The organism is Streptomyces bungoensis (assembly GCF_001514215.1).
GTDB lineage: Bacteria > Actinomycetota > Actinomycetes > Streptomycetales > Streptomycetaceae > Streptomyces > Streptomyces bungoensis.
This window is the reverse complement of record NZ_KQ948855.1, coordinates 105374-127336: the sequence shown is the minus strand read 5'-3', so window position 1 is coordinate 127336 and position 21963 is coordinate 105374. Positions and strand designations below refer to the sequence as shown.

Genomic DNA, 21963 nt, shown 5'->3' with positions numbered 1-21963 from the left:
AAGGTCACGCATTCGAGAGAAGAACACGAGTCCATGATTCCGGGCTTCCTGACTCGTACATGCCAGAATGTGTTCCCGCGCAGTAGACCGGCAGCAGTTCCGCATCCCAGCCGCCGACATCCTCACCCTGCGCACATCCGGACCCGGTCACGAGTTAGTTGCATCTTCTACGGACATGGACGGCGAGCTGTTTCACGCCGTAACGTGCCTTTCGCGCCGATCCGAAGACAGGCGTAAGGGAGTGCGGTGCTGGGGGACGACGCGGAGCTGACCACCGCGGTGCGTGCGGCACAGGACGGAGACGAGACCGCTTTCCGTGCTGTGTACCGATCGGTGCACCCGAGGCTGCTCGGATACGTGCGCACGCTCGTCGGTGACGCGGACGCCGAGGACGTCGCGTCCGAGGCGTGGCTGCAGATCGCCCGGGACCTCGACCGGTTCAGCGGGGACGCCGACCGGTTCCGCGGCTGGGCCGCCCGGATAGCCCGCAACCGCGCCCTGGACCACATACGGATGCGAGGCCGCCGCCCCGCGATCGGCGGCGACGAGACGGAACTGACCGGCCGCGCCGCCGAGTCCGACACCGCCGGCGAGGCCATCGAGGCCCTGACCACCGACCACGCCCTCTCCCTCATCGCGCGCCTCCCGCAGGACCAGGCCGAGGCGGTCGTGCTGCGGGTGGTGGTCGGTCTCGACGCCAAGTCCGCGGCCGAGACCCTCGGCAAGCGCGCGGGCGCCGTACGCACCGCCGCGCACCGCGGTCTCAAGCGGCTCGCGGAGCTGCTCGGCGAGGATCCGGAATCGGCGGGCGTCCTCGACGCACTGCCCCCCCAGCGAGAACCGCGCCGTCGCGCGGTGTCGTCCGCAACTGTGACGCATACGCGTGCGCGGACGCAGAAGGACATGTGATGGCCGACGAGCACGACAAGTGGCTGAATCGTGAAACGGCGGAACGTCTGCTGCGCGGTGAGTCGCTGGAAGCCGTCGACGCCGCTGCCCGCGACCAGGCGGAACGGCTTACCGAGGCGCTGGGCGCGCTGTCCGCGCAGGCGGCTCCCGCGACCGGTGAACTGCCGGGCGAGCAGAGTGCCCTGGCCGCGTTCCGCAAGGCCCGCGAGGCGGCCGAGGCCGAGCGCACCGCCGCCGCCCTGGGCGACGGCACCCCCGGCAGCCGGTCCGGCGCGTCCGCGCGCGGCGCCGACGCCGGACTCGTCCGCATCGGTGCCGGAGGCCGTACCGGAATCCGCTCCCGGCGCCCGCGCTGGGCCCGTCCGGTCCGGCTCGCGCTCGCCGCGGCGGTGGCCGCTGGCACGCTCGGCGGGGTCGCCATGGCCGCCGGCGGGGTGCTGCCGGTGCCGTTCCACGACGAACGCCCCGCGCCGGCCGCCTCCGTCTCCGCCGGCCACACCCCCGCCCATCCGCTCACCTCCCCCTCTGCGCCGGCCCCCGAAGGCCTCGCCCCCGGCGCCGGCACGCCCGGCACCGGCGGAACGCCGGGCGGCGGCCCCTCCGGCCACGCCCCCGGCACACGTCCGGGCACCACTCCCGGCGCCCCCGCCGGAACCCCCGGCGCCTGGTGGCAGGAGGCCGGCGCCGCCTGCCGCGACATCCGGGACGGCAAGGAGCTGGGCGCCGGCCGCAGGCAGGCCCTGGAGGGCCTGGCGGGCGGCCCCGCGCGGGTCACCGCGTACTGCAAGTCCGTCCTGGCGGGCCGGTACACCGCCGGCGGCCAGAACGGCAACGGCGGCGGCAACGGCAACGGCAACGGCACCGGCAACGGCACCGGCGGCCAGGGCAACAGCGGCGGCGCCAACGGCGGCGGCAACGGTGGCGGCAAGAGCACCGGCACCGGAAACGGCAACGGCACCGGCGGCAAGGGCAAGGGCAAGGGGACGGGAAACGGCCAGGGCGGTGACGACGACACCCACCGAGGCCTGGGCGAAGGCAAGGGCCAGGGCCACGGCGGGGGCCGGGGACACGGCTCCGGCGGTCACCGCCCCGACGGCGTGACCTCCCCCGCCCCCACACGCCTCGCCCCGCCGGCCCGGGGACGCGGGGCGAGAGCGCCGATGCCCTCGCCGAGCCCGTCTTACACCACTCTCTGAACCGGCGCACGCCCCCGGCTTCACCCCTCTGACCTGCACTTTCGTGTGGCGCGAAAATTTCTTCGCGAGAGGTGTGACATTTCTGGGCCCCGCCGCGCAGTACTGAGTGAGCCGACTGGTCATCGGCCGTCGCACTGAGCCGGGGTTCCCCCCGTACCTACGGCTCGTGCACCTGGCGCGGGCGGGACACGTTCCCCCGGTCCCGCCCGCGCCCCGCATCTCACCGGTACACGACGACCTCGTCGCCGATCCTCACCTGTGCGAACAGCGCCGCGATCGCCGCCTCGTCCCGTACGTTGACGCACCCGTGCGAGCCGCCCGCGTACCCCCGGGCCGCGAAGTCGTACGAGTAGTGCACCGCCTGGCCGCCGCTGAAGAACATCGCGTACGGCATCGGGGAGTCGTAGAGCGTCGACACATGGTGCCGTGACTTCCAGTAGATGTGGAACACGCCCTCGCGGGTGGGGGAGTACTGCGAGCCGAACCGCACCGCCGTCGTCGACACGGTCCGCCCGTCGATCATCCAGCGCAGGGTGCGGCTGGTCTTGTCGACGCAGAGCACCCGCCCGGTCAGACAGCGCGGGTCGGGTGCCCCGGCCGGCTGGCCGCCCATCAGGTACAGCTCCCACTTGCCCGGCGGGTGCGTCATCGCCAGCAGCCGCTGCCAGGTGACAGGGTCCACCCGACCGGTCCGCGGCAGCCCGCGCCTGCCCTGGAAGCCGCTGACGGCCCGCTCGGTCAGATCGTCGTAGAAGCCCGTCGGCCCGTCGAAGAGCCAGTCGACCTGGCGGAGCCGGGCCTGCAGCTCGCGCACGCCCGAGCCGCTGTTCCCGCGCCGCCACAGGACGTCGCCCGCCGTCCCGGGGCCGGGCGTCCGCGGCGCCGCCCGGGTGGGCGCCGGATCCGTCGTGGCGCCCGGCAGCCGGATGTGCACCGGCGAGTGGCGCCCGTCGTCGCCGCCCGGCGGCCGCACGGTGCAGCCGCACAGCGCGGCCAGGGCGGCGACGCAGGCGAGCAGGGCGGTGGAGGCGCGTATGGCGGCGGAGCCACGTGCGACGGCAGAGGTGCGTACGGCCGCAGCGGCGCGTACGGCGGCAGATCTCCCCGGGATCCTCATGCCCGGGATGCTTCCCCACGTGACCGCCGCCGAACTACGGGGCATGGTGAGGAGGGACGAAACGGACTGCGGAGGCATCGATGGCGCATGAGTCGGAGTCGGGGCTGCCGATCGAGCCGGTCTACGGGCCGAGCGACCTGACCGGCTGGGACCCGGCGGGGAAACTGGGCGAACCGGGCGCGTACCCCTACACGCGGGGCGTCTACCCGACGATGTACACCGGCCGCCCCTGGACCATGCGCCAGTACGCCGGCTTCGGCACGGCCGCCGAGTCCAACGCCCGCTACCGGCAGCTGATCGCCCAGGGCACCACCGGCCTGTCCGTCGCCTTCGACCTGCCGACCCAGATGGGCCACGACTCCGACGCGCCCCTCGCCCACGGCGAGGTCGGCAAGGTGGGCGTCGCGATCGACTCCGTCGACGACATGCGGGTGCTGTTCGACGGCATCCCGCTGGACCAGGTCTCCACCTCGATGACCATCAACGCCCCGGCGGCCCTGCTGCTGCTCCTCTACCAGCTGGTGGCGGAGGAGCAGGGCATCGGCGCCGACCGGCTGACCGGCACGATCCAGAACGACGTGCTGAAGGAGTACATCGCGCGCGGGACGTACATCTTCCCGCCGAAGCCCTCCCTGCGGCTGACCGCCGACATCTTCAAGTACTGCAGCGCCGAGATCCCGAGGTGGAACACCATCTCGATCTCCGGCTACCACATGGCCGAGGCCGGCGCCTCGCCCGCGCAGGAGATCGCCTTCACCCTCGCGGACGGCATCGAGTACGTGCGTACGGCGGTCGCGGCCGGCATGGACGTCGACGGCTTCGCGCCCCGCCTGTCCTTCTTCTTCGTCGCCCGTACGACGCTGCTGGAGGAGGTGGCCAAGTTCCGCGCGGCGCGGCGGATCTGGGCCCGCGTGATGAAGGAGGAGTTCGGCGCGCGCAACCCCAAGTCGCTGATGCTGCGCTTCCACACCCAGACGGCGGGCGTCCAGCTGACGGCCCAGCAGCCGGAGCTGAACCTGGTCCGGGTGGCGGTCCAGGCCCTGGCCGCCGTGCTCGGCGGCACCCAGTCCCTGCACACCAACTCCTTCGACGAGGCGATCGCGCTGCCCACGGACAAGAGTGCGCGGCTGGCCCTGCGCACGCAGCAGGTGCTGGCCCACGAGACGGACGTGACGGCCACCGTCGACCCCTTCGCGGGCTCCTACGCGGTGGAGCGCATGACGGACGACATCGAGCGGGCCGCCCTGGACCTCATGCGCGGGATCGAGGACCTCGGCGGCGCGGTGGCCGCGATCGAGCGCGGCTTCCAGAAGGAGGAGATCGAACGCAACGCCTACCGCATCGCCCAGGAGACCGACTCCGGCGAGCGGGTGGTCGTCGGCGTCAACCGCTTCCGGCTCGACGAGGAGGAGCCCTACGAGCCCCTGCGCGTGGACCCGGCGATCGAGGCCCGGCAGGCGGAGCGGCTGCGGAAGCTGCGGGCCGAGCGGGACCGGCGGGCGGTGGACACGGCCCTGGACGCCCTGAAGAAGGCGGCGGAGGGCGAGGACAACGTCCTGTACCCGATGAAGAAGGCCCTGCGGGCCAGGGCGACGGTGGGGGAGGTGTGCGACGCCCTCCGGGAGATCTGGGGGAGCCATGTGCCGGCGGACGCGTTCTGAGCGGGGTGATCACCTCGTACGAGTGATCACGGGCGGAATCGGCGCGGGCCCGGTCACGCTCGTGGAGCGCGGTGACGGCTGACCCGGGCGGGCCGGAGTGTCGTACCCCCGTGCGACACTCCATCCCATGTTCGGCGTCATCGATCTCCCCACCTACCTGGCGGGACTCGTCCTCATCGTCCTGCTGCCCGGCCCCAACTCGCTCTACGTCCTGTCCGTGGCCGCCCGCCGCGGCGTGCGGGCCGGGTACACCGCCGCCGCCGGGGTGTGGTGCGGTGACACGGTCCTCATGACGCTCTCCGCCGCCGGGGTCGCCTCGCTGCTCAAGGCCAACGCCCTGCTGTTCGGGATCGTGAAGTACGCCGGGGCCGGCTACCTGACCTGGCTGGCCGTCGGGATGATGCGGGCCGCCTGGCAGATGTGGCGGACCCGGCGCGAGGAGACCGTCGAGGAGGCGGCGCCGGCCGGCGCGTCGTACGAGCGGCCCTTCCGCCGGGCCCTCGTCGTCAGCCTCTTCAACCCCAAGGCGATCCTGTTCTTCGTCGCCTTCTTCGTGCAGTTCGTCGACCCGGGTTACGCCTACCCGGCGCTCTCCTTCGTCGTCCTCGGCGCCTTCGCGCAGGCGGCCAGCTTCCTCTACCTCACCGCGCTGATATTCGGCGGCACCCGTCTCGCCGCCGCCTTCCGGCGCCGCAGGCGGCTGTCGGCGACGGCCACTTCGGCGGCCGGCGCGCTCTTCCTCGGGTTCGCGGTCAAGCTGACGCTCGCCAGCGCGTAGGGCGCCTCACGCCGGCCGCTTCAGGGCCCGCTTCAGCCGCGGGCCCAACGGCGTCTCCACGAAGCGGTGGATCAGCCAGGCCAGCAGCAGCATGCCCAGGACGGTCACGGCGAGCGTCGGCCACGGCGGCAGACCCAGCCCCCGGTGCAGCACCCGGATGACGAACCAGCCCAGGTGCTCGTGGACCAGGTAGAACGGGTACGTCAGCGCCCCGGCCGTCACCAGCCAGGGCCAGGAGGCCCACCGGGTCCACCCCAGCGCCACGGCGGCCACGGCGGCGAAGGCCACGGTGACGATCAGCACGACCACGTACGGGTCGCGGTGGACGCCGCCGGGGGCGCCCGGGTGCCACAGACCCTGCGTGGCCTCGCTCTGCGCGAGCAGCCAGGACACCGCGACGATGCCCCACAGCAGCAGGTCGCTGCCGAAGCGGTGGATCAGGTACAGGGCCAGACCGCCGACGAAGAAGGGCGCGTACTCCGGCATGAGCAGCTGGTCCGTCAGCTCGTTGCCGGACGTGCGGCACACGGCGGCCGCGAGCGTCCAGACGCAGGCGAACAGCACCACCCGCCGGTAGGTGACTCCCCGCGCGACGACGAACAGCGCGAACAGCGCGTAGAAGCGCACCTCCACCCAGAGCGTCCAGCACACGCCCAGCACCCGGGTGGCACCCATGGGCTGCTGCAGCATCGTCAGGTTGACCAGGAACTCGTCGAGGCGGACCGGGTGCACGACGGCCGGGAGGGCGACGGCCGCCGCGGTCACCAGGACCAGGGCGACCCAGTAGGCGGGGTAGAGGCGGGCCACGCGGGAGCGGAAGAAGTCGCCCAGGGTGCGGCCCCAGCTGCTCATGCAGATGACGAAACCGCTGATGACGAAGAAGAACTGCACGCCCAGGCAGCCGTAGACGGCCACCCGGGACAGGGTCGGGAAGACGTGGGCCGGGTGCTGGTGCCAGGACGCGGCGACCGGGCCGCCGCGTCCGGCGTAGTGGTAGAGGCAGACCAGCAGGGCGGCCGCCAGGCGCAGGCCGTCCAGGGCGAGCAGCCGGCTCCGGCGCCCGCCGGGGGCGGACGGCGCGGCGGGAACGGCGTCGAGGGTGGGGGACGAAGCGGACGTGGTGCGGGACGCCTCGGCGGCACTCGGCGCCTCACGCCACGGACCGGGCCGCCGGGCTCCCGGGCCGCCAACTCGTCGGCGGACGTTCACCGGGCGCCTCAACGCCGCACCGACCTGCGCAGACCGCGCGCCTTGCGGGCCATCCGGCGCACGGTGGCGTTGCGCGGGATGAACGCCAGCTGGGCTGGCACCCCGCCGGGCAGCGCCAGCGACGTCAGCCGCTTGCGCTTGAAGTAGCGCAGCGTCCGCTGGTCCAGGTTCCCGGCGAGCCAGCCCTCCGCCTCCGGTCGCAGCCCCGGCAGGATCTTCGGCTGCATCGCGAAGCCGACGGCACGCACCAGCGCGCCCAGCGCCGCCACGTCCATGCCCGGGCGCTGCGCGGTGACGGCGGCGCGGTCGCCGAGCTCGGGCAGCAGGGCGTCCACGAGGGTGACCGGCACCCGGTTGCTGTTCTCGTACGGCGTCAGCCGCTCCAGCAGCAGTTCGGTGCCGACCCGGGCGACCGGGAGGCCGTAGAGTGCGGAGGCGGTGAGCAGGGCGGTGGAGAAGCAGCCGACGACCAGCGCCGGACGCATCCGCTGGTACAGCACCTCGGCGAGGACCGGCGTGTCGAGCACGGTCAGCTCGGCGCCCAGCCTCTCCGCCTCCTGCTCCAGGGAGCGGGTGAAGCGGGCCGGGGCACTGGGGTGCGGCTTGAACACCACCCGGGTGTGGCCGAGCGCGACCGCGCCCTTCAGCATCCGGACGTGCAGGGCCTCCTCCTGCTCCGGGGTGAGGATCTCCAGCGCGGACAGGTACTGGCCGAGCAGCAGCGCGGGTTCCTCGACCGCCGGGAGGCCGTCGCCGAGCGGGGCGAGTTCGGCGAGCACCTTGGTGAAGGCGGGCGTCGGCACGATCTCGCCGGGCACGGCGAACTCGGTGAGCAGCAGCGGCTCCAGGCCGGGCACCAGGTCGAGGTGGAGCACGCGGTCCACGCGGGTGCCGACCAGCGGGTCGATCTTGTTGCGGGTCGGGCCGTAGCTCATGAGTCCGTCGGCGTAGACCGTGACCGGGGCGCCGGTGAAGATCTGCGCGAGCGCCAGGGACGGGTTGACCTGGATCGACTCCACCGCCAGTTCGACGTCCTCGTCGCCCAGCTGCCACTCGTGGCGCAGGAAACGCTCCCAGAGCGGCAGGTCGTCGACGCGGGGCGCCCAGCCGCCCGGGTGGAACGGGAAGATCGTCTCGTTGTAGGAGATCACGTCGTCGAAGCGGTCGCGCAGCTTCTCGAACCCGGGCATCTCGTCCAGGCCGGGCGTGGTCTCGGGCGTGGCCGCGTTGTTGCAGACCAGCAGGATCCGCCGGCCGGCCGGGCGGAAGCAGCCGGAGTCCAGGGCGGCGGCGAGCGTGGCCGTGCCGTACAGCGTCGACGCCTGGAAGATCTGGGTGCTCACGCGGCGGCTCCCGCGGGGGCGGGACGGCGGCGCAGCCGGCGCAGCTTGGTGGCGCGCAGCAGGTCCATGGAGTCCAGCGCCTCGTCCAGCACGTCCTGCGGCATGCGCCGCAGCGCGGCGGCACTCAGGGATTTCAGTTTCTTCGCCACCGCGGGCTCGAACCTTTCGATGGATCCCAGATGATGGGAAATGATGGCGCAATACGTGCGGACGGCCTTCGGCAGCAGCGCGTCCGCCTCCGGGTCCGTGGCGGTTTCCGCGACGACCTGGTCGAAGGCGCGAATGAAATCGAGCTGGCGTATGTCGCCGATCTGGGTGAGTGACGAGGCGACCCCGCGCCGGTAGAACACGCCGAGGAGACTCACCGCGGCGAAGGACTCCGCCTCCCGGTGCAGCTTCCAGATCCACGGCCGGTCCTCGGCCGTGCGCAGCCCGTCGGTGAAGTGCAGCAGCCCCCGGTCCACCAGCCGGCGGTGGTAGACGCCCGCCCACGCGTACGCGTAGTCCACCGACGTGGACCGGTCGGCGGGCAGTATCGCCTCGCGCGGGTCGAGCACCACGTTCCGCCGCCCGACCGGCACCCGGTGCACGGCGCGGGCCCGCGCCGTGCACTGCACATGGTCGGTGCGCACGAAGTCGCAGCCCAGTTCCTCGACGGCCGAGACCAGCCGCGGGAGGTAGCCGGGAGCGAGCCAGTCGTCGCCGTCCAGGAAGGTCAGGTACTCGCCGCGCGCCCGGTCGATGCCGGTGTTGCGCGCGGTCGCCAGCCCCCCGTTCCGCTCGTGCCGGACGAGGACCGCGCCCGGCAGCTCGCGCTCCGCGCGCGCGAGGATGTCTGGTGTCCCGTCGCGGGAACAGTCGTCGACGAGAATGAATTCGAAGTCCTCACGCGCGTTCGCGCTCAGACTCCTGAGGGTGTCGGGCGCGTATTGCTGCACGTTGTAGAACGGCACGATGACGGAGAGCTTGACCACGCCAGGGACGTTAGGGCGAAGCCCGTCATTCGTCTTGACGCCCTGCTTGATGCCGGGTGAACGACGTATGGCGAAGCTGTGAACCAGGCCTTTTTCCCGCGCGTTCCCGGCCCGATTCGCCATTCGGCGATGTGCTGTTAACCGTCTGTTGCTTTCGGGTTGGGCGGAACCTCGGAATGGCTTCCTAGCGTCTTCGACGTGCCAGCAAGTGCTACGAACTCCCTGCGGGTCGCCGTCCTCGCCGATTCCGACACCCGGTGGAAGTGGGGCGCGCTCACCGCGCAGCGCGTCACCCCCACCGGCGACGGAATCCGCCTCGACGGCTACCTCCTGCGGGGCCGGGCCACCCCCACCGCCCGCCAGCTGCAGGAGGTCGGCGTCCACGCCGACTCCCTGCGCGAGGTCACCGGCGTGGAGTTCCTGCGCGCCATGCGGGAGGGGTCGTACGACGTCCTCGTCCTCGCGCTGGTCGGCGGCGGCGTCCAGGCCATGCTGCACGGGCTGCGCGCCGTCTGGGCCGGCACCGGCGAGCGGCCCGTCGTCGTCACCGGCTACGTCGGTGTCGTCTACGAGAAGCTCGCCGACGGCCTGCTGCTGCGGCACGGCGCGGACCTCGTCCTCGCCAACTCCCGCCACGACGCGGACCGGTTCCGTGCCGTGTACGAGGGTGTGGGCGCCGACGCCTCCTCGGTCACCGAGGTCGCGCTGCCCTTCCTCGGCGGGGCGCCGTACACCGGCGAACACGACCCCTACACGGTGGTGTTCGCGGCCCAGCCGTCCGTGCCGGCGAGCCGCAAGGACCGTACGTACCTGCTGAACCGGCTGATCGAGCACGCCCGCAGGCACCCCGAGCGCGAGGTGCTGCTGAAGCTGCGCTCCAAGCCCGGCGAGCACACCACCCACATCGAGGAGCTGCCGTACCAGAAGCTGGTCCAGGGCAGGGATCTGCCCGCCAACTTCCGCCTGGTCTACGGCCACATGGGGGAGGTGCTGGACCGCACCGACCTGCTGGTCACCGTCAGCTCCACGGCCGCCCTCGAAGCCCTGCACCGCCGCGTCCCCACGGTCGTCCTGACCGACCTGGGCGTGCGCGAGGCGCTCGGCAACCACCACTTCACCGGCTCCGGCTGCCTCGCCTCCTGGGACCAGCTCGACGCCGGGCACCGGCCGGCGCCGGACGAGGAGTGGGTGGCCCGGCAGGGCGTCGCCGCCGACGGCGGCTACGCGACGGCCTTCGACACCGCCCGCGCACGCATCACCAAGCTGCTCGGCCGCCCCGGCGGCCTGCCGCCCCTGACCCCCTACTACACCCCCGCGACCGCACCCGGCTATCTCCCCGGCATCCTCGCCCGGCACCACCTCGGCCCCGACGGCGTGCCGCTGCCCGGCGCGCCCGCCGCCGACAAGGAGCCCGGACCGGTCCGCCAGATCGTCCGCCGCGCCGCGCGGGGCGCCTACCGCCACGGCGTGCAGCGCGTCGCCCCGGTGATCCGCCGGATGGGGGAGCTGTGACGACCCTCCCAGGCTTTCCCGGGACCTTCCAAGGAGACCCCATGTCCAACCCGGCCAACCCGGAAGCGGGCCAGGGCGCTTCGGTGCGCCGCGTGCTCGCGGTGATCCCCGCGCGCGGCGGCTCCAAGGGCGTGCCCGCGAAGAACCTCGCCCCCGTCGGCGGGGTCCCGCTGGTGGCCCGCGCGGTGCGCGAGTGCCGGGCCACCCGGCTGGTGACCGACGTCGTCGTCTCCACCGACGACCAGGCCATAGCCGCCGCCGCCCGCGAGGCCGGCGCCGAGGTCGTGCTGCGCCCGGCCGCCATCGCCGGGGACACGGCGACCTCCGAGGCCGCGGTGCTGCACGCCATGGACGCCCACGAGGCGCTGCACGGCGCGGCGGTCGACGTGGTCCTGCTCGTGCAGTGCACCAGCCCGTTCCTCGTCCGCGAGGACATCGACGGGGTGGCCGGCGCGGTCGCCGAGGACGGCGCGGACACGGCGGTGACCGTGGCCCCCTTCCACGGCTTCGTGTGGCGCGAGGCCGACACGGAGCCCCAGGGCGGGGTGGGCGTCAACCACGACAAGGCCTACCGCCCGCGCCGCCAGGACCGCCCCCAGGACTTCCTGGAGACGGGCGCCGCCTACGCCATGGACGCGGCGGGCTTCCGCGAGCACGGGCACCGCTTCTTCGGCCGCACGGAACTCGTCCGCACCGACCCCGCGCGCGTGCTGGAGATCGACGACCCGCACGACCTGGCCCGGGCCCGCGCCCTGGCCCCCCTCTTCGACGCGGACCTCCCCGGTTCGCTCCCCACCTACGACGACATCGACGCCGTAGTCCTCGACTTCGACGGCACCCAGACCGACGACCGGGTGCTGATCGACTCCGACGGACGGGAGTTCGTCTCCGTGCACCGCGGAGACGGGCTCGGCATCGCCGCCCTGCGCAGGAGCGGTCTGCGGATGCTGATCCTGTCCACGGAACAGAACCCGGTGGTCGCCGCCCGGGCCCGGAAGCTGAAGCTCCCGGTGCTGCACGGCATCGACCGCAAGGACCTCGCCCTCAAGCAGTGGTGCGAGGAACAGGGCATCGCGCCGGAGCGCGTGCTCTACGTCGGCAACGACGTCAACGACCTCCCCTGCTTCGCCCTCGTCGGCTGGCCGGTGGCGGTCGGAAGCGCCCACGACGTCGTACGCGGCGCCGCACGCGCGGTCACCACCGTCCCCGGCGGTGACGGCGCGATCCGGGAGATCGCCAGCTGGATCCTCGGCCCCTCTCTCGATTCCCTCCCCAAGTAAGGACATCTCAGCCATGAGCACCAACTCCCGTATCCGTACCTTCGGTTCGCGCGAGGCCGGCCCCGGCCGCCCGGTCTACATCTGCGGCGAGATCGGCATCAACCACAACGGTGAGCTGGAGAACGCGTTCAAGCTGATCGACGTGGCCGCCGAGGCCGGCTGCGACGCCGTGAAGTTCCAGAAGCGCACGCCGGAGATCTGCACCCCGCGCGACCAGTGGGACATCGAGCGCGACACCCCCTGGGGCCGCATGACCTACATCGACTACCGCCACCGGGTGGAGTTCGGCGAGGACGAGTACCGCCAGATCGACGAGTACTGCAAGGAGAAGGGCATCGCCTGGTTCGCCTCCCCGTGGGACACCGAGGCCGTCGCCTTCCTGGAGAAGTTCGACGTCCCGGCGCACAAGGTGGCGTCCGCCTCCCTGACCGACGACGAGCTGCTGCGCGCCCTGCGCGCCACCGGCCGCACGATCATCCTGTCCACCGGCATGTCGACCCCGCGCCAGATCCGCCACGCGGTCGAGGTCCTCGGCTCGGACAACATCCTGCTGTGCCACGCCACCTCCACCTACCCGGCGAAGGCCGAGGAGCTGAACCTCCGCGTGATCAACACGCTGGAGAAGGAGTACCCGAACGTCCCGATCGGCTACTCCGGCCACGAGACCGGCCTGCAGACCACGCTGGCCGCCGTCGCCCTCGGCGCCACCTTCGTCGAGCGCCACATCACCCTCGACCGCGCCATGTGGGGCTCCGACCAGGCCGCCTCCGTCGAGCCGCAGGGCCTGACCCGCCTGGTCCGCGACATCCGCACCATCGAGGCGTCCCTCGGTGACGGCGTCAAGAAGGTCTACGACTCCGAGCTCGGCCCGATGAAGAAGCTGCGCCGCGTCACCGGCGTCGTCGCCGAGGCGGACATCGCGGCCGCGGCGGGCGAGCCGGTCGCGGTCTGACCCCCGCTCTCCTGACTCCCTTACGACGGGACGGTCGTACCCCGATGAGCCCCCGCGCCGGTCACGCCGGCCACCCCGCCCACACGCTCGCCTTCGTGGAGAGCCCGGTACAGCTGCTGAACGTACTGGAGTGGGCCCACCTGCACGGCCTGCGCGGCGCCGGGCAGGACTCCCTGCCGTCCTTGCCCTCACAGGTGAGGCGGACGGTGGCCGGCGGCCCGACCCCGGCCGGCGCGGAGCTCACCGTCGTCGTCCTCTCCCCGACCGACCCCATGACCCGCGGCCAGCTGCGCCGCATGGCGGACCTGGCCCGGGACGAGGGGTACGGGGTGCGCTGGGAGGAGGCCCGCGGCGGCACCACGGCCCCCTTCCACACCATCGGCGGCCTCGCGGGCCCCCTGCGCCGCGCCGACCGGATCGTCATGGGAGACCCCTTCTCCCGCTACGTCCAGCTCCTGCTGACCATCACGCGCGCCCGTGACCTGGTCGTCGTGGACGACGGCACGGCGACGATGGAGTTCGTCGCCCAGCTCGCCCGCGGCGAACGCCTGGTCCGCTGGCACCGCAAGGGCGGCCGCCCCGGCCCGCGCGACCTGCTCTTCGCGCCGGTCTCCTCCTCGGCCCGCCGCCGCCTGACCCCGAGCGCCCGCCGCAGGGTCGAGGTGTTCTCCTCCATGCCGATGACGGAGGTCCCGGACGGCGTCACGGTCACCGCGAACGACTTCGCCTGGACCCGCGCCCGCTTCGGCCCGCCCCGCATCACGAAGACGGCCGACATGGTCGGCACCTCCCTGGTGGAGACGGGAGTCGTGGACGGCGACCGCTACCTCGACGCCGTGCGCAACCTCGCCAAGACCCACGGCGCCACCCGCTACTTCGCCCACCGCCGCGAGAGCACCGACAAACTCCACCGCCTGGCCGCCGAGACGGGCCTGGAGATAGTCCGCCCCGACCTCCCCCTGGAACTGATAGCCCGCCGCGGCCCCATCGGCCGCACCATCCTCAGCTTCCCCTCCACGGTCGTCCACACCCTCCCCCTGGCCCTCACCGGCACGGGCGTCCGCGTGGCCGTCTGCGACATCGACCCCACCTGGCTGACGGACCACGCCTCACCACGGGCCCAGGGCTTCCTGTCGGGGGTGACGGGGACGGCACGGGACGTGCACCGGCTGGCGGCGGTGGTGGCCTGAGAGCTGCCCGCGAGGTGGAACCGGCGACGAGGGCGTCGCGGCGGCCTCCGGTGGCGCGGGCCGGCGTGGGGTGTCACCGGGGGAGGACGGCCCCTGGGCCGCCCAGTTCGCCGATGAGTCGGCGGTACGTCTCGAAGGCCGGTTTGGGGGTGTAGTCGTCGCGCAGGAGGCCGAACCGGTGGAACAGTCCGTCGGCCCCGCTGTCGGCGTCCCGCAGGGAGAAGAACGAGTAACCGTCGATGTTGAGGTCGGCCGCGAGGGCGGCCACCGTTCGGACGACCGTCTCGAGGACCACGGCCTGTCGCTGGTCGGGGCGGCCCGGGCCGGTGGGCCAGCCGTTCTCGCACACACGGAGCGCGACGGTGTCCGGGATACCCGCCTTCGGCAGGTGGGTGCGCCGGAAGGCGGTGAGGACCGCGGTGACCGCTCCGGCCAGCTGGTCGACGGCGATCGGCCGGAAGACGTCGGGGAAGAAGTCCAGGCCGACGTAGTCCAGGCTCTCCAGGAAGCGTGTGCCGGCCAGAGCGGCGAGCTCGGACCAGAACGTGTCGGCCGGATCGAAGGTCGGCACCGCGTTGAAGCCGACCGCCAGAGCGTGCCCCTGGGCCAGGGCTTCCTGTTTGGCCGTGACGACTCCCTGGACCAGGGCGTTCAGGACGTTGGGGATGCTGCCGTCGAGGACGGGGAGATCGGCGTTCGGTTCCTCGCAGATCTGCAGTGATGCCAGACGGGGTCCTTGAGTCCGGACGGTTTCACGGATGAACTCCAGCCACGCCTCCAGCCGGCCGGACGGCTCGCGGAAGGGCAGCACGAGGTCGAGTCTGCGTCCACGTCGCACGTACGCCTGCGGGTCGGTGGGCGTGGGCGGTTCCCGCGGTGCCACGGTCTCGGCGAACGGGTGGTAGGCGCGGACCGACAGGGTCGCCGCGGTGCCTTGCAGCGCGTCGAGTGCGTCGGTTATGCGGTCCGGCAGGTCCGGCCTGACCGGACGGACGATCCCCTTGTCGTCGCCCAGGAGCGCGCCCGGGTAGATGCCGAAGGTCAGAGCCATGGTCGATCCCCCTGCAGAATAATTTTGGTGTCACACCAAATTTGTGGCGACACTATCATGTGGGCCGTGGGCCTTCGAGAGACCAAGAAGCAGCGGACCCGCACGGCGATCGCCGACGCGGCGCTGGTGCTGTTCATGGAGCACGGCTTCGACCGGGTCACGGTCGCCGACGTGGCGCGGCAGGCGGGTGTGTCCACCAACACCGTGTTCAACTACTTCTCCACCAAGGAGGACCTCTTCTTCGACCGTCAGGCCGAGGCCGAGGGTCGTCTCGCCGCCCTGGTGCGCGGCCGGGCACCCGGGACCTGCCCGGTGGAGGTCGTTCGCGACGACCTGCTGGTCGCCCTGCGCCAGAACGAACCCATGCTCGGGCTCCACCCCGGCGCACCCGGGTTCTGGCGGGTCATCCATGACAGCCCCGCTCTGCGCGCACGCGAACGCGAGATCGGCGAACACGCCGAGGCCGCCCTGGCCGAAGCTCTGGCGGAGCATCCACCGGCCACGGCATCGGGCAACGCCGACCTGCCGATCCCCGCGCTTCTCGCGGGCGCCATCACCGGGACGCACCGGGCAGCCCTGCGCGAGATCCAGCGCCGCATCATGTCCGGCGAGTCCCCGGCGCGCGTCCGCGACGCGGTTGCCCCAGCAGCGGCCCAGGCCTTCGACCGGCTGTGCCGCGGCCTGCACGGGGACGCTGCCGACCGGACGGCGAGGCCGTGAACAGGGGCGCGTCCAGAACGCGTGAACGGCTCGGAACTTCGCTCGCGGGGGTAGACGCCTCGGGCGCGGATGCCGGGCAAAGCGGTAGCGGTCGGGGATCCGCCTGCGCAGACTGTCGCTCGTGGAGCGCTTGGTGGAGATCGCGGTGCGGCTGGTCGAGGTCGGCGGTGTTGTCGGGGTGTGCCTGGGAGGCAGCCGGGCCAGAGGTGCGCACAGCCCCGACTCCGACTACGACCTGGGGCTCTACTACCGGCCACCGCTGGACACCGCCGCGCTGCGCCTGCTTGCGGCCGAGCTGACCGGTGAGCCGGTGGAGGTCACCGAGCCGGGCGGCTGGGGGCCGTGGGTCGACGGTGGTGCCTGGCTGACCGTCGACGGGCAACGCGTCGACTGGATCTACCGCGACCTGGACCGGGTCCACCGAGTCTGGCGACAGTGCCAGGCCGGACAGTTCGAGATCGGCGCCCAGCCCGGTCACCCCCTGGGGGTGTACTCCCACGCCTACGCCGGCGAGCTGGCCCTCGGACGCGTCCTCGCCGACCCCGGCGGCGAGCTTCTGGCCCTGCAGGAGCAGACACGGCTCTATCCGGAGCCCCTGCGCGCAGCTCTCATCGACAACGCGCGCTGGGAGGCGCCGTTCATCCTGGCCTGCGCTCGCAAGGGCGCGGCCCGCGGTGACGCCTTCTACGTCGCCGGCTGCCTCTTCCGCGCGGTCGGACTCCTCGCGCACGCACTCCACGCCCATGCCAGGCGCTGGCTGCTCAATGAGAAGGGTGCGGTGCGGGCCGCGGGAGAACTAGGCGGTGTCTCGGTGGACTTCGCCGGTCGTGCGCGCCAGTTGTTCTCCGCGCTCGGTACCACTCCGGACACGCTCACTGCCGCGCTGGGTGAAGCCGACAGACTGGTCGCAGAGGTGTGCGGTGAGTTCGCTCGATGAGTGGGGCCCCTGGCGGTCGTTCTATGGATGTTGCTCGGTTTTGAGAGCTGCGACAAAGGGGGTGAAGGCTTCGGCGGCGAAGGTCAGGGTGCCACGGGCGGGGTCCTTGGAGTCGCGGACGGCTATGTGCAGGGGGTGGGGTGCGATCTCCACGCAGGCGTTGCCGTCACCACTGCCGGAGTAGGAGGACTTCCGCCAGTTGTCCGGGGTGGTCACCGTGCACCTCACAGTTCCTTGGCCAGTCTCCGGATGAGGTCACGCGACCGGGACGGGTCGAGTGACGCTTCCTTCACTCTACGGAAGAGTGTTCGGAAGACCTCGAGCTGTGCCTCGGAGTCGATGAGCAGGGCGCCGTGTGGGCCGTCGCGGACGACGGTGTCCAGCTTGGGGGCCGGGCCGCCGGCGTACACCATGGCCGCCGTGATGTCAGCGAAGCCGTCCAGGTCGAAGGGGATGACCCGTACGGTTACGTGGTCTGCCTCGGAGAGTTCCAGGATGCGTCCGAGCTGGGCCCGAGAGGCTTCACGACCGCCCACCTTGATCCGCAAGGCCGCTTCGTGCACCAGCACCTCATACGGCACGGGTTCCGCTTGTTCGAGGATGACACGCCGATGCATCCGGTGGTGCACGCGCAACTCCAACTCCTCCTGCGGCAGTTCCGGTACCCGGCGGGAGAACAACGCCCTCGCGTAGTCCTCCGTCTGCAACAGGCCCGGGACGTGCAGGAAGTCGACGTCCCAGCGATAGGAGGCGTGGTACTCCAACTCGGACAGGTCCAGGAATGAGGTGGGCAACAGTCCCCGGTACTCCTCCCACCAGCCTTGTGTCCGATCGGTGGCCAGGGCGACCAAGGCGTCGATGAGCTTCTCGTCGGTGCAGGAATAGTTGGACGCGAGGCGACGGAGTCGCTTCTCGCTCACGCCTGCGAGTGCGGACTCGATGTGGGTGATCTGTGGGGCGCTCACCCCGAGCAGCGCTGCCGACTCCCGAGCGGTAAGACCTGCCGCTTCGCGGAGCCTGCGCAGTTCGGTGGCCAGCCGCATCTGCCGTGCCGTCGGTTCGCGCCTCAGTGCCATCGATCGCTCCCTGGTCCAACGCGCCCGCAGACGAGACTCGTTCGGAGTCAGGTTACTGGACCCGCTTGCGAAACATGAATCAATAGACCTACTTTCAGTTACGTAAGGCGTACGTAGCGGAAGCGCACCGCCCCGTCATGCCACGACGGCTGCGGCAAAGCCACCGCGCGCCGAATCCCCCTGCCATCGAACGGAGTTGCTGCCGTATGCCCGAAAGCCGGGAGACCTGGGACTACACCCTCTACATCCCCAACGACCTCAGAGCCGTGACGATCTCGCGCCGCACCCTGCGTCTGATCCTGACGATGCACGGCCTGATCGGGCTGGTGGACACGGCGGAACTCCTCGCCACGGAGCTGGTCTCCAACGCCGTACGCCACACCAAGGGGCCGGCCGCGCTCAGGGTCCGCCGCACCCCGGAGGGCGCGGTGTGGATCGGGGCCTGGGACACCGACCCCGCACCACCGGAACCGCCGCCGACCTTCGACCAGGTCGCCGAGATGGGGGAGGAGGGCCGGGGCCTGGCCCTGATCCGGGCGTGCGCCGACTACTGGGGCTGGCAGCCCTCGGCCCGGTTCGGCAACCGGGGCAAGTACGTGTGGTGCGAACTCGCGGCGGCCTAACTCGTTGATCACGTCGACCGACCGAAAGGAGAGCTGATGGTCAGCTCGTCGCACGAGGCGATGCACCGCATCTTCCAGAAGGACCCCACGCTGCTGACCCGGGCCTTGCAGCGCGTGCTGCACGTGCCGTTCCCCGAGCCGCGCGAGATCGCCGCGCTGAACGTGGACCTCACCGAGATCGAACCGGTCGAGCGCCGCGTGGACACGCTGCTACGGGCGGAGACGGACGAGGGCACCTACCTCTTCGTGATCGAGGCGCAGAAGAAGGTGGACGAGCGCAAGCGGGGCAGCTGGCCCTACTACCTCTCCTACCTGTACGAGAAGTTCCGCTGCGAGCCGATCCTCATCGTCACCACCCAGAGCAGCACCACCGCCCGATGGGCCGCGCGCCCGATCCGGCTCGGCTTCCGCGACTGGCACTCGCTGACCGTGCGACCCCTGGTGCTGGGCCCGGACAACGTGCCGGTGATCACCGACGAGCGGACGGCCGTACAGGACGTCCCCCTTGCGGTGCTCTCGGCGATGACACACGGACGCGGCCCCCAGGCCCCGGCCATACTGGAATCCACGGCAGCCGCCCTGCGGACCATCGACCCCGACAGCGCCGCGGTATTCGTACAGTTCGTCGACTCCTGCCTGGCCGACCCCCAGGCGAAGCAGATGTGGAGGGACCTGATGACGGCGATCCAGTACTTCTGGCGACACCCGCTGGCCGAGCAGGTACGTGAAGAAGGCCGTGAAGAAGGCCGCGAGGAAGGCCGCGAAGAGGGGCGCCTCCAGGATCGCCGGGAGATGGTCCTGCGCATCCTGGAGTGGCAGTCCGTGCCGGTGCCCGACCACGTCCGCGAGCGCGTGAACGCCTGCACCGACCTCGACCGGCTCGAAGTCTGGATCCGGCGAGCGATGCACGCCAAGGACGCAGCCGAGCTCTTCCTCGAAGACTGAGCGTGTGAAGACAATGCTCCGGTGACCGCAGACACAGACCGCCCCAGATGGTGGTACGCCCTCCGGAATTTCGCCTGCTTCTTCGTGGCCGGCGTGCTCGGATCCCTCGCCTACGGAGCGATGACGCATCGTCCGGACGAGGTGCCCTGGGGCGGTGTGCTGTTCGGGGCGGGCGTGTGCGCGGTGCTCGGCGTGCTGCTCCCGGGGCGGGGTCGGCGCTGAGCCCTCAGCCGGGCTTGCGGGCCAGGACGAAGGCCCGGGGCCGTTTTCCGCCCTCCTCCGGCTCCCGCGTCACCGTCGCCGCCGGTTGCAGGCCCGCCTCCTCCAGCAGGGCCGCCACCTGGGCCGGGGTGCGCCAGTAGTAGTGCAGGTCGATCTCGTGGCCGAAGCGTTCCGTGAGGTGGAGACCGCCCGGTTCGGGGCCCGTCTGGAAGGCGAGGAGGACCGGGGCGCCGGGGGTCAGGGTGCGGTGGAACTCGGCGAAGGCCGCCGGCAGGTGGGTGTCGGGGACGTGGATCGTCGAGTAGAGGGCGAGGATGCCGCCCAGGGTGGCGTCCGGGAGGTCCAGGGACGTCATCGAGCCCACGTGGAAGCGGAGCCGGGGGTGGGCCTCGCGGGCCAGGTTCACCATGGCGGGGGAGACGTCGACGCCGAAGACCGGGACGCCCAGGCCGTGCAGGCGGGCGGCGACGTAGCCGGGGCCGCTGCCCAGGTCGGCCACGGGGGCCGGGCCGTTCGCCGTGACCAGTTCGGCGAAGGCGGTGATCAGCGCCCGGTCCAGGGCGTGGGACAGGCCGTCCGGGAACTGGGACGCGTAGTCCTTGGCGATCGCGTCGTAGGAGGAGCTGGTGGTCTGCAGGAAGTCCGCGCTCGAGTCGCTCACGACGGCGGACCCTACCGGCGCGGGCAGGGTCCGGTGTGTGGACTGGGCGCGCGCGATCATGTCATGGCATGGTATGCGTGGAAGTGGAAACAAAGGTCTTACCCAGCACAGACCACCGCCATGCGTCCGACGGTCAGATTTTCTTCCCCTAACGGGTTGAACTTTTGTTGATCGAGGGGTGACCGACAGGTCGGGCGTCCTACCCTTCAGAGGGTGAAACAGTTGATGTCCCTAGAGTCCGAGGCCGGCCTCCCGGGGGATGTGCTCCCCGGCGTGCTGAGCGAGTCACTGCACGCCGAACTCGTCGCGTTCCGCCGCGACCTGCACATGCACCCCGAGTTGGGCAACCAGGAGTTCCGTACGACCGCCGCGATCAAGGAGCGGCTCGAGCAGGCCGGGCTCCGGCCCCGCGTGCTCGCCTCCGGAACAGGACTCGTCTGTGACATCGGGCTGCGGGAGGGCGAGCGGTCGGCCATCCCCGTGCTCGCTCTGCGTGCCGATATCGACGCCCTGCCCATTCCGGACACGAAGAGTGACTGTGCGTACCGGTCCACCGTGCCCGATCGGGCGCACGCCTGCGGGCACGACATGCACACGACCATCGTGCTCGGCACCGGTCTCGTCCTCGCCGACCTGCACGCCAAGGGGCTGCTGTCCCGGCCGGTGCGGCTGATCTTCCAGCCCGCCGAGGAGGTGCTGCCCGGCGGTGCCCTGGACGCCATCGAGGACGGGGTGCTGGCCGGGGTCGGGCGCATCCTCGCCGTGCACTGCGACCCCCGGGTGGACGCCGGCAAGGTCGGGCTGCGGCACGGGCCGATCACCAGCGCCTGCGACCGGCTGGAGATCGCGCTCGACGGGCCCGGCGGGCACACCGCCCGCCCGCACCTGACCACCGACCTGGTCACCGCCGCCGCACGCGTCGCCGTCGACGTGCCCGCGCTGATCGCCCGCCGGGTCGACACCCGTGCCGGGCTGGCCCTGACCTGGGGCCGGATCGAGTCGGGCCACGCGCCGAACGTGGTCCCGCAACACGCCGAGCTGGCCGGAACCGTGCGCTGCCTGGACCTGGAGGCGTGGCGGGAGGCGCCCGACATCGTGCACGCCGCGATCGACGAGGTCGCCACCCTGCACCGGGCCAAGTCCGAGATCAACTACGTGCGCGGGGTGCCGCCGGTGGTGAACGACCGGGAGTCCACCGAACTGCTGCGCAGGGCCATGGCCGCCCGCCGCGGCCGGGACTCCGTCGAGAGCACCGAGCAGAGCCTGGGCGGCGAGGACTTCTCCTGGTACCTGGAGCGCGTGCCCGGCGCCATGGCCCGCCTCGGCGTGCGCAAGCCGGGCGAGCGCACCGTGCGCGACCTGCACCAGGGCGACTTCGACGCCGACGAGCACGCGATCACGGTGGGCGTGGAGTTGTTCACCGCCGCCGCGTTCCTGGAGCCCAACGGCTCCAACGGCGCGACGCGCTGAGCCGGCACACCCCGTCGTGAGCCACGGCCCCCGCACCCGCGGGGGCCGCCGCGCGCTCCGGCGCAACACGCTCGCAAGCCATTCGTTCACGGTCTGCAACACAGCCGTGAGAGAGCTCAGATCCCGAGTTCAGGCAG

General features: G+C 71.9%; 22 protein-coding genes. 14 read left to right on the top strand and 8 right to left on the bottom strand.

Going from position 1 to position 21963, the window contains the following annotated elements; all coding sequences use genetic code 11:
* Window positions 1-246: 246 nt before the first annotated feature.
* A complete protein-coding gene (locus tag AQJ66_RS13065) occupies window positions 247-909 on the top strand; it encodes an RNA polymerase sigma factor (protein WP_061920430.1) in 663 nt (220 codons plus the stop codon).
* Window positions 909-2105 (top strand): hypothetical protein, encoded by a 1197-nt coding sequence (locus AQJ66_RS13060; protein WP_061920428.1) that lies wholly within the window; start codon window positions 909-911, stop codon window positions 2103-2105. Before AQJ66_RS13065 ends, AQJ66_RS13060 begins: the two co-directional genes overlap by 1 nt.
* Before the next feature lie 220 nt (window positions 2106-2325).
* On the opposite strand, the gene AQJ66_RS13055 is transcribed toward AQJ66_RS13060, so the two are convergent.
* A complete protein-coding gene (locus AQJ66_RS13055) occupies window positions 2326-3222 on the bottom strand; it encodes a L,D-transpeptidase family protein (RefSeq protein WP_079060207.1) in 897 nt (298 codons plus the stop codon).
* Window positions 3223-3302: 80 nt separating this feature from the next.
* Here AQJ66_RS13055 and AQJ66_RS13050 point away from each other — a divergent pair, with 80 nt between their 5' ends.
* Both AQJ66_RS13050 and leuE read left to right on the top strand, forming a co-directional pair.
* On the top strand, window positions 3303-4883 hold the full coding sequence (locus AQJ66_RS13050; protein ID WP_061920426.1) for an acyl-CoA mutase large subunit family protein: 1581 nt from the start codon (window positions 3303-3305) through the stop codon (window positions 4881-4883).
* 127 nt (window positions 4884-5010) lie between these two features.
* Window positions 5011-5661, top strand: coding sequence for a leucine efflux protein LeuE (leuE, locus tag AQJ66_RS13045; protein ID WP_061920424.1), 651 nt, complete (start codon window positions 5011-5013; stop codon window positions 5659-5661).
* Window positions 5662-5667: 6 nt separating this feature from the next.
* On the opposite strand, the gene AQJ66_RS13040 is transcribed toward leuE, so the two are convergent.
* From AQJ66_RS13040 to AQJ66_RS13030, 3 genes are all read right to left on the bottom strand, one after another.
* Complete coding sequence (locus AQJ66_RS13040) at window positions 5668-6699, bottom strand: acyltransferase family protein (RefSeq protein ID WP_061920883.1); 1032 nt, start codon at window positions 6697-6699, stop codon at window positions 5668-5670.
* Window positions 6700-6878: 179 nt separating this feature from the next.
* Window positions 6879-8213 carry an alpha-2,8-polysialyltransferase family protein gene (locus AQJ66_RS13035; protein ID WP_061920422.1) on the bottom strand — a complete coding sequence of 445 codons (1335 nt, stop codon included), beginning with the start codon at window positions 8211-8213 and terminating at the stop codon, window positions 6879-6881.
* Complete coding sequence (locus tag AQJ66_RS13030; RefSeq protein ID WP_061920420.1) at window positions 8210-9187, bottom strand: glycosyltransferase family 2 protein; 978 nt, start codon at window positions 9185-9187, stop codon at window positions 8210-8212. The genes AQJ66_RS13035 and AQJ66_RS13030 overlap by 4 nt, the downstream gene beginning before the upstream one ends.
* A gap of 198 nt (window positions 9188-9385) precedes the next feature.
* Here AQJ66_RS13030 and AQJ66_RS13025 point away from each other — a divergent pair, with 198 nt between their 5' ends.
* Genes AQJ66_RS13025 through AQJ66_RS13010 form a run of 4 tightly spaced genes read left to right on the top strand, consistent with a single transcriptional unit; the run spans window position 9386 to window position 14121 of the window.
* Entirely contained in the window at window positions 9386-10699 is a 1314-nt protein-coding gene (locus AQJ66_RS13025; protein WP_061920419.1) for a DUF6716 putative glycosyltransferase, read from the top strand.
* 41 nt (window positions 10700-10740) lie between these two features.
* Window positions 10741-11979 (top strand): N-acylneuraminate cytidylyltransferase, encoded by a 1239-nt coding sequence (locus AQJ66_RS13020; RefSeq protein ID WP_061920418.1) that lies wholly within the window; start codon window positions 10741-10743, stop codon window positions 11977-11979.
* Window positions 11980-11992: 13 nt separating this feature from the next.
* Entirely contained in the window at window positions 11993-12931 is a 939-nt protein-coding gene (locus AQJ66_RS13015) for an N-acetylneuraminate synthase family protein (protein ID WP_061920417.1), read from the top strand.
* 44 nt (window positions 12932-12975) lie between these two features.
* Window positions 12976-14121 (top strand): hypothetical protein, encoded by a 1146-nt coding sequence (locus tag AQJ66_RS13010; protein WP_061920416.1) that lies wholly within the window; start codon window positions 12976-12978, stop codon window positions 14119-14121.
* A 73-nt stretch (window positions 14122-14194) separates the two neighbouring features.
* Here AQJ66_RS13010 and AQJ66_RS13005 read toward each other — a convergent pair whose 3' ends face one another.
* Window positions 14195-15172, bottom strand: coding sequence for a hypothetical protein (locus AQJ66_RS13005; protein WP_061920415.1), 978 nt, complete (start codon window positions 15170-15172; stop codon window positions 14195-14197).
* Window positions 15173-15229: 57 nt separating this feature from the next.
* Between AQJ66_RS13005 and AQJ66_RS13000 the strand changes: the two genes are divergently transcribed.
* On the top strand, window positions 15230-15892 hold the full coding sequence (locus AQJ66_RS13000; RefSeq protein ID WP_061920413.1) for a TetR/AcrR family transcriptional regulator: 663 nt from the start codon (window positions 15230-15232) through the stop codon (window positions 15890-15892).
* A gap of 121 nt (window positions 15893-16013) precedes the next feature.
* Window positions 16014-16829: a nucleotidyltransferase domain-containing protein gene (locus AQJ66_RS12995; RefSeq protein WP_061920412.1), complete on the top strand. Its 816-nt coding sequence runs from the start codon at window positions 16014-16016 to the stop codon at window positions 16827-16829.
* Window positions 16830-16850: 21 nt separating this feature from the next.
* On the opposite strand, the gene AQJ66_RS12990 is transcribed toward AQJ66_RS12995, so the two are convergent.
* Together AQJ66_RS12990 and AQJ66_RS12985 are read right to left on the bottom strand one after the other, a co-directional pair.
* Window positions 16851-17045, bottom strand: coding sequence for a DUF397 domain-containing protein (locus AQJ66_RS12990; protein WP_061920410.1), 195 nt, complete (start codon window positions 17043-17045; stop codon window positions 16851-16853).
* Between the two features lie 8 nt (window positions 17046-17053).
* Window positions 17054-17905 carry a helix-turn-helix domain-containing protein gene (locus tag AQJ66_RS12985; RefSeq protein ID WP_061920408.1) on the bottom strand — a complete coding sequence of 284 codons (852 nt, stop codon included), beginning with the start codon at window positions 17903-17905 and terminating at the stop codon, window positions 17054-17056.
* A gap of 206 nt (window positions 17906-18111) precedes the next feature.
* Here AQJ66_RS12985 and AQJ66_RS12980 point away from each other — a divergent pair, with 206 nt between their 5' ends.
* The 3 genes from AQJ66_RS12980 to AQJ66_RS38835 are packed head-to-tail and all read left to right on the top strand — an operon-like array spanning window position 18112 to window position 19695.
* Window positions 18112-18528, top strand: a complete 417-nt coding sequence (locus tag AQJ66_RS12980; RefSeq protein WP_061920406.1) for an ATP-binding protein — start codon at window positions 18112-18114, stop codon at window positions 18526-18528.
* Window positions 18529-18564: 36 nt separating this feature from the next.
* Complete coding sequence (locus AQJ66_RS12975) at window positions 18565-19473, top strand: hypothetical protein (protein WP_061920404.1); 909 nt, start codon at window positions 18565-18567, stop codon at window positions 19471-19473.
* Window positions 19474-19494: 21 nt separating this feature from the next.
* Entirely contained in the window at window positions 19495-19695 is a 201-nt protein-coding gene (locus AQJ66_RS38835) for a hypothetical protein (protein WP_159052558.1), read from the top strand.
* A 4-nt stretch (window positions 19696-19699) separates the two neighbouring features.
* Here AQJ66_RS38835 and AQJ66_RS12970 read toward each other — a convergent pair whose 3' ends face one another.
* Window positions 19700-20356, bottom strand: coding sequence for a class I SAM-dependent DNA methyltransferase (locus AQJ66_RS12970; protein WP_061920881.1), 657 nt, complete (start codon window positions 20354-20356; stop codon window positions 19700-19702).
* Between the two features lie 225 nt (window positions 20357-20581).
* On the opposite strand from AQJ66_RS12970, the gene AQJ66_RS12965 reads away from it, so the two are divergent.
* On the top strand, window positions 20582-21826 hold the full coding sequence (locus AQJ66_RS12965) for an amidohydrolase (RefSeq protein ID WP_208611356.1): 1245 nt from the start codon (window positions 20582-20584) through the stop codon (window positions 21824-21826).
* Window positions 21827-21963: the final 137 nt, after the last annotated feature.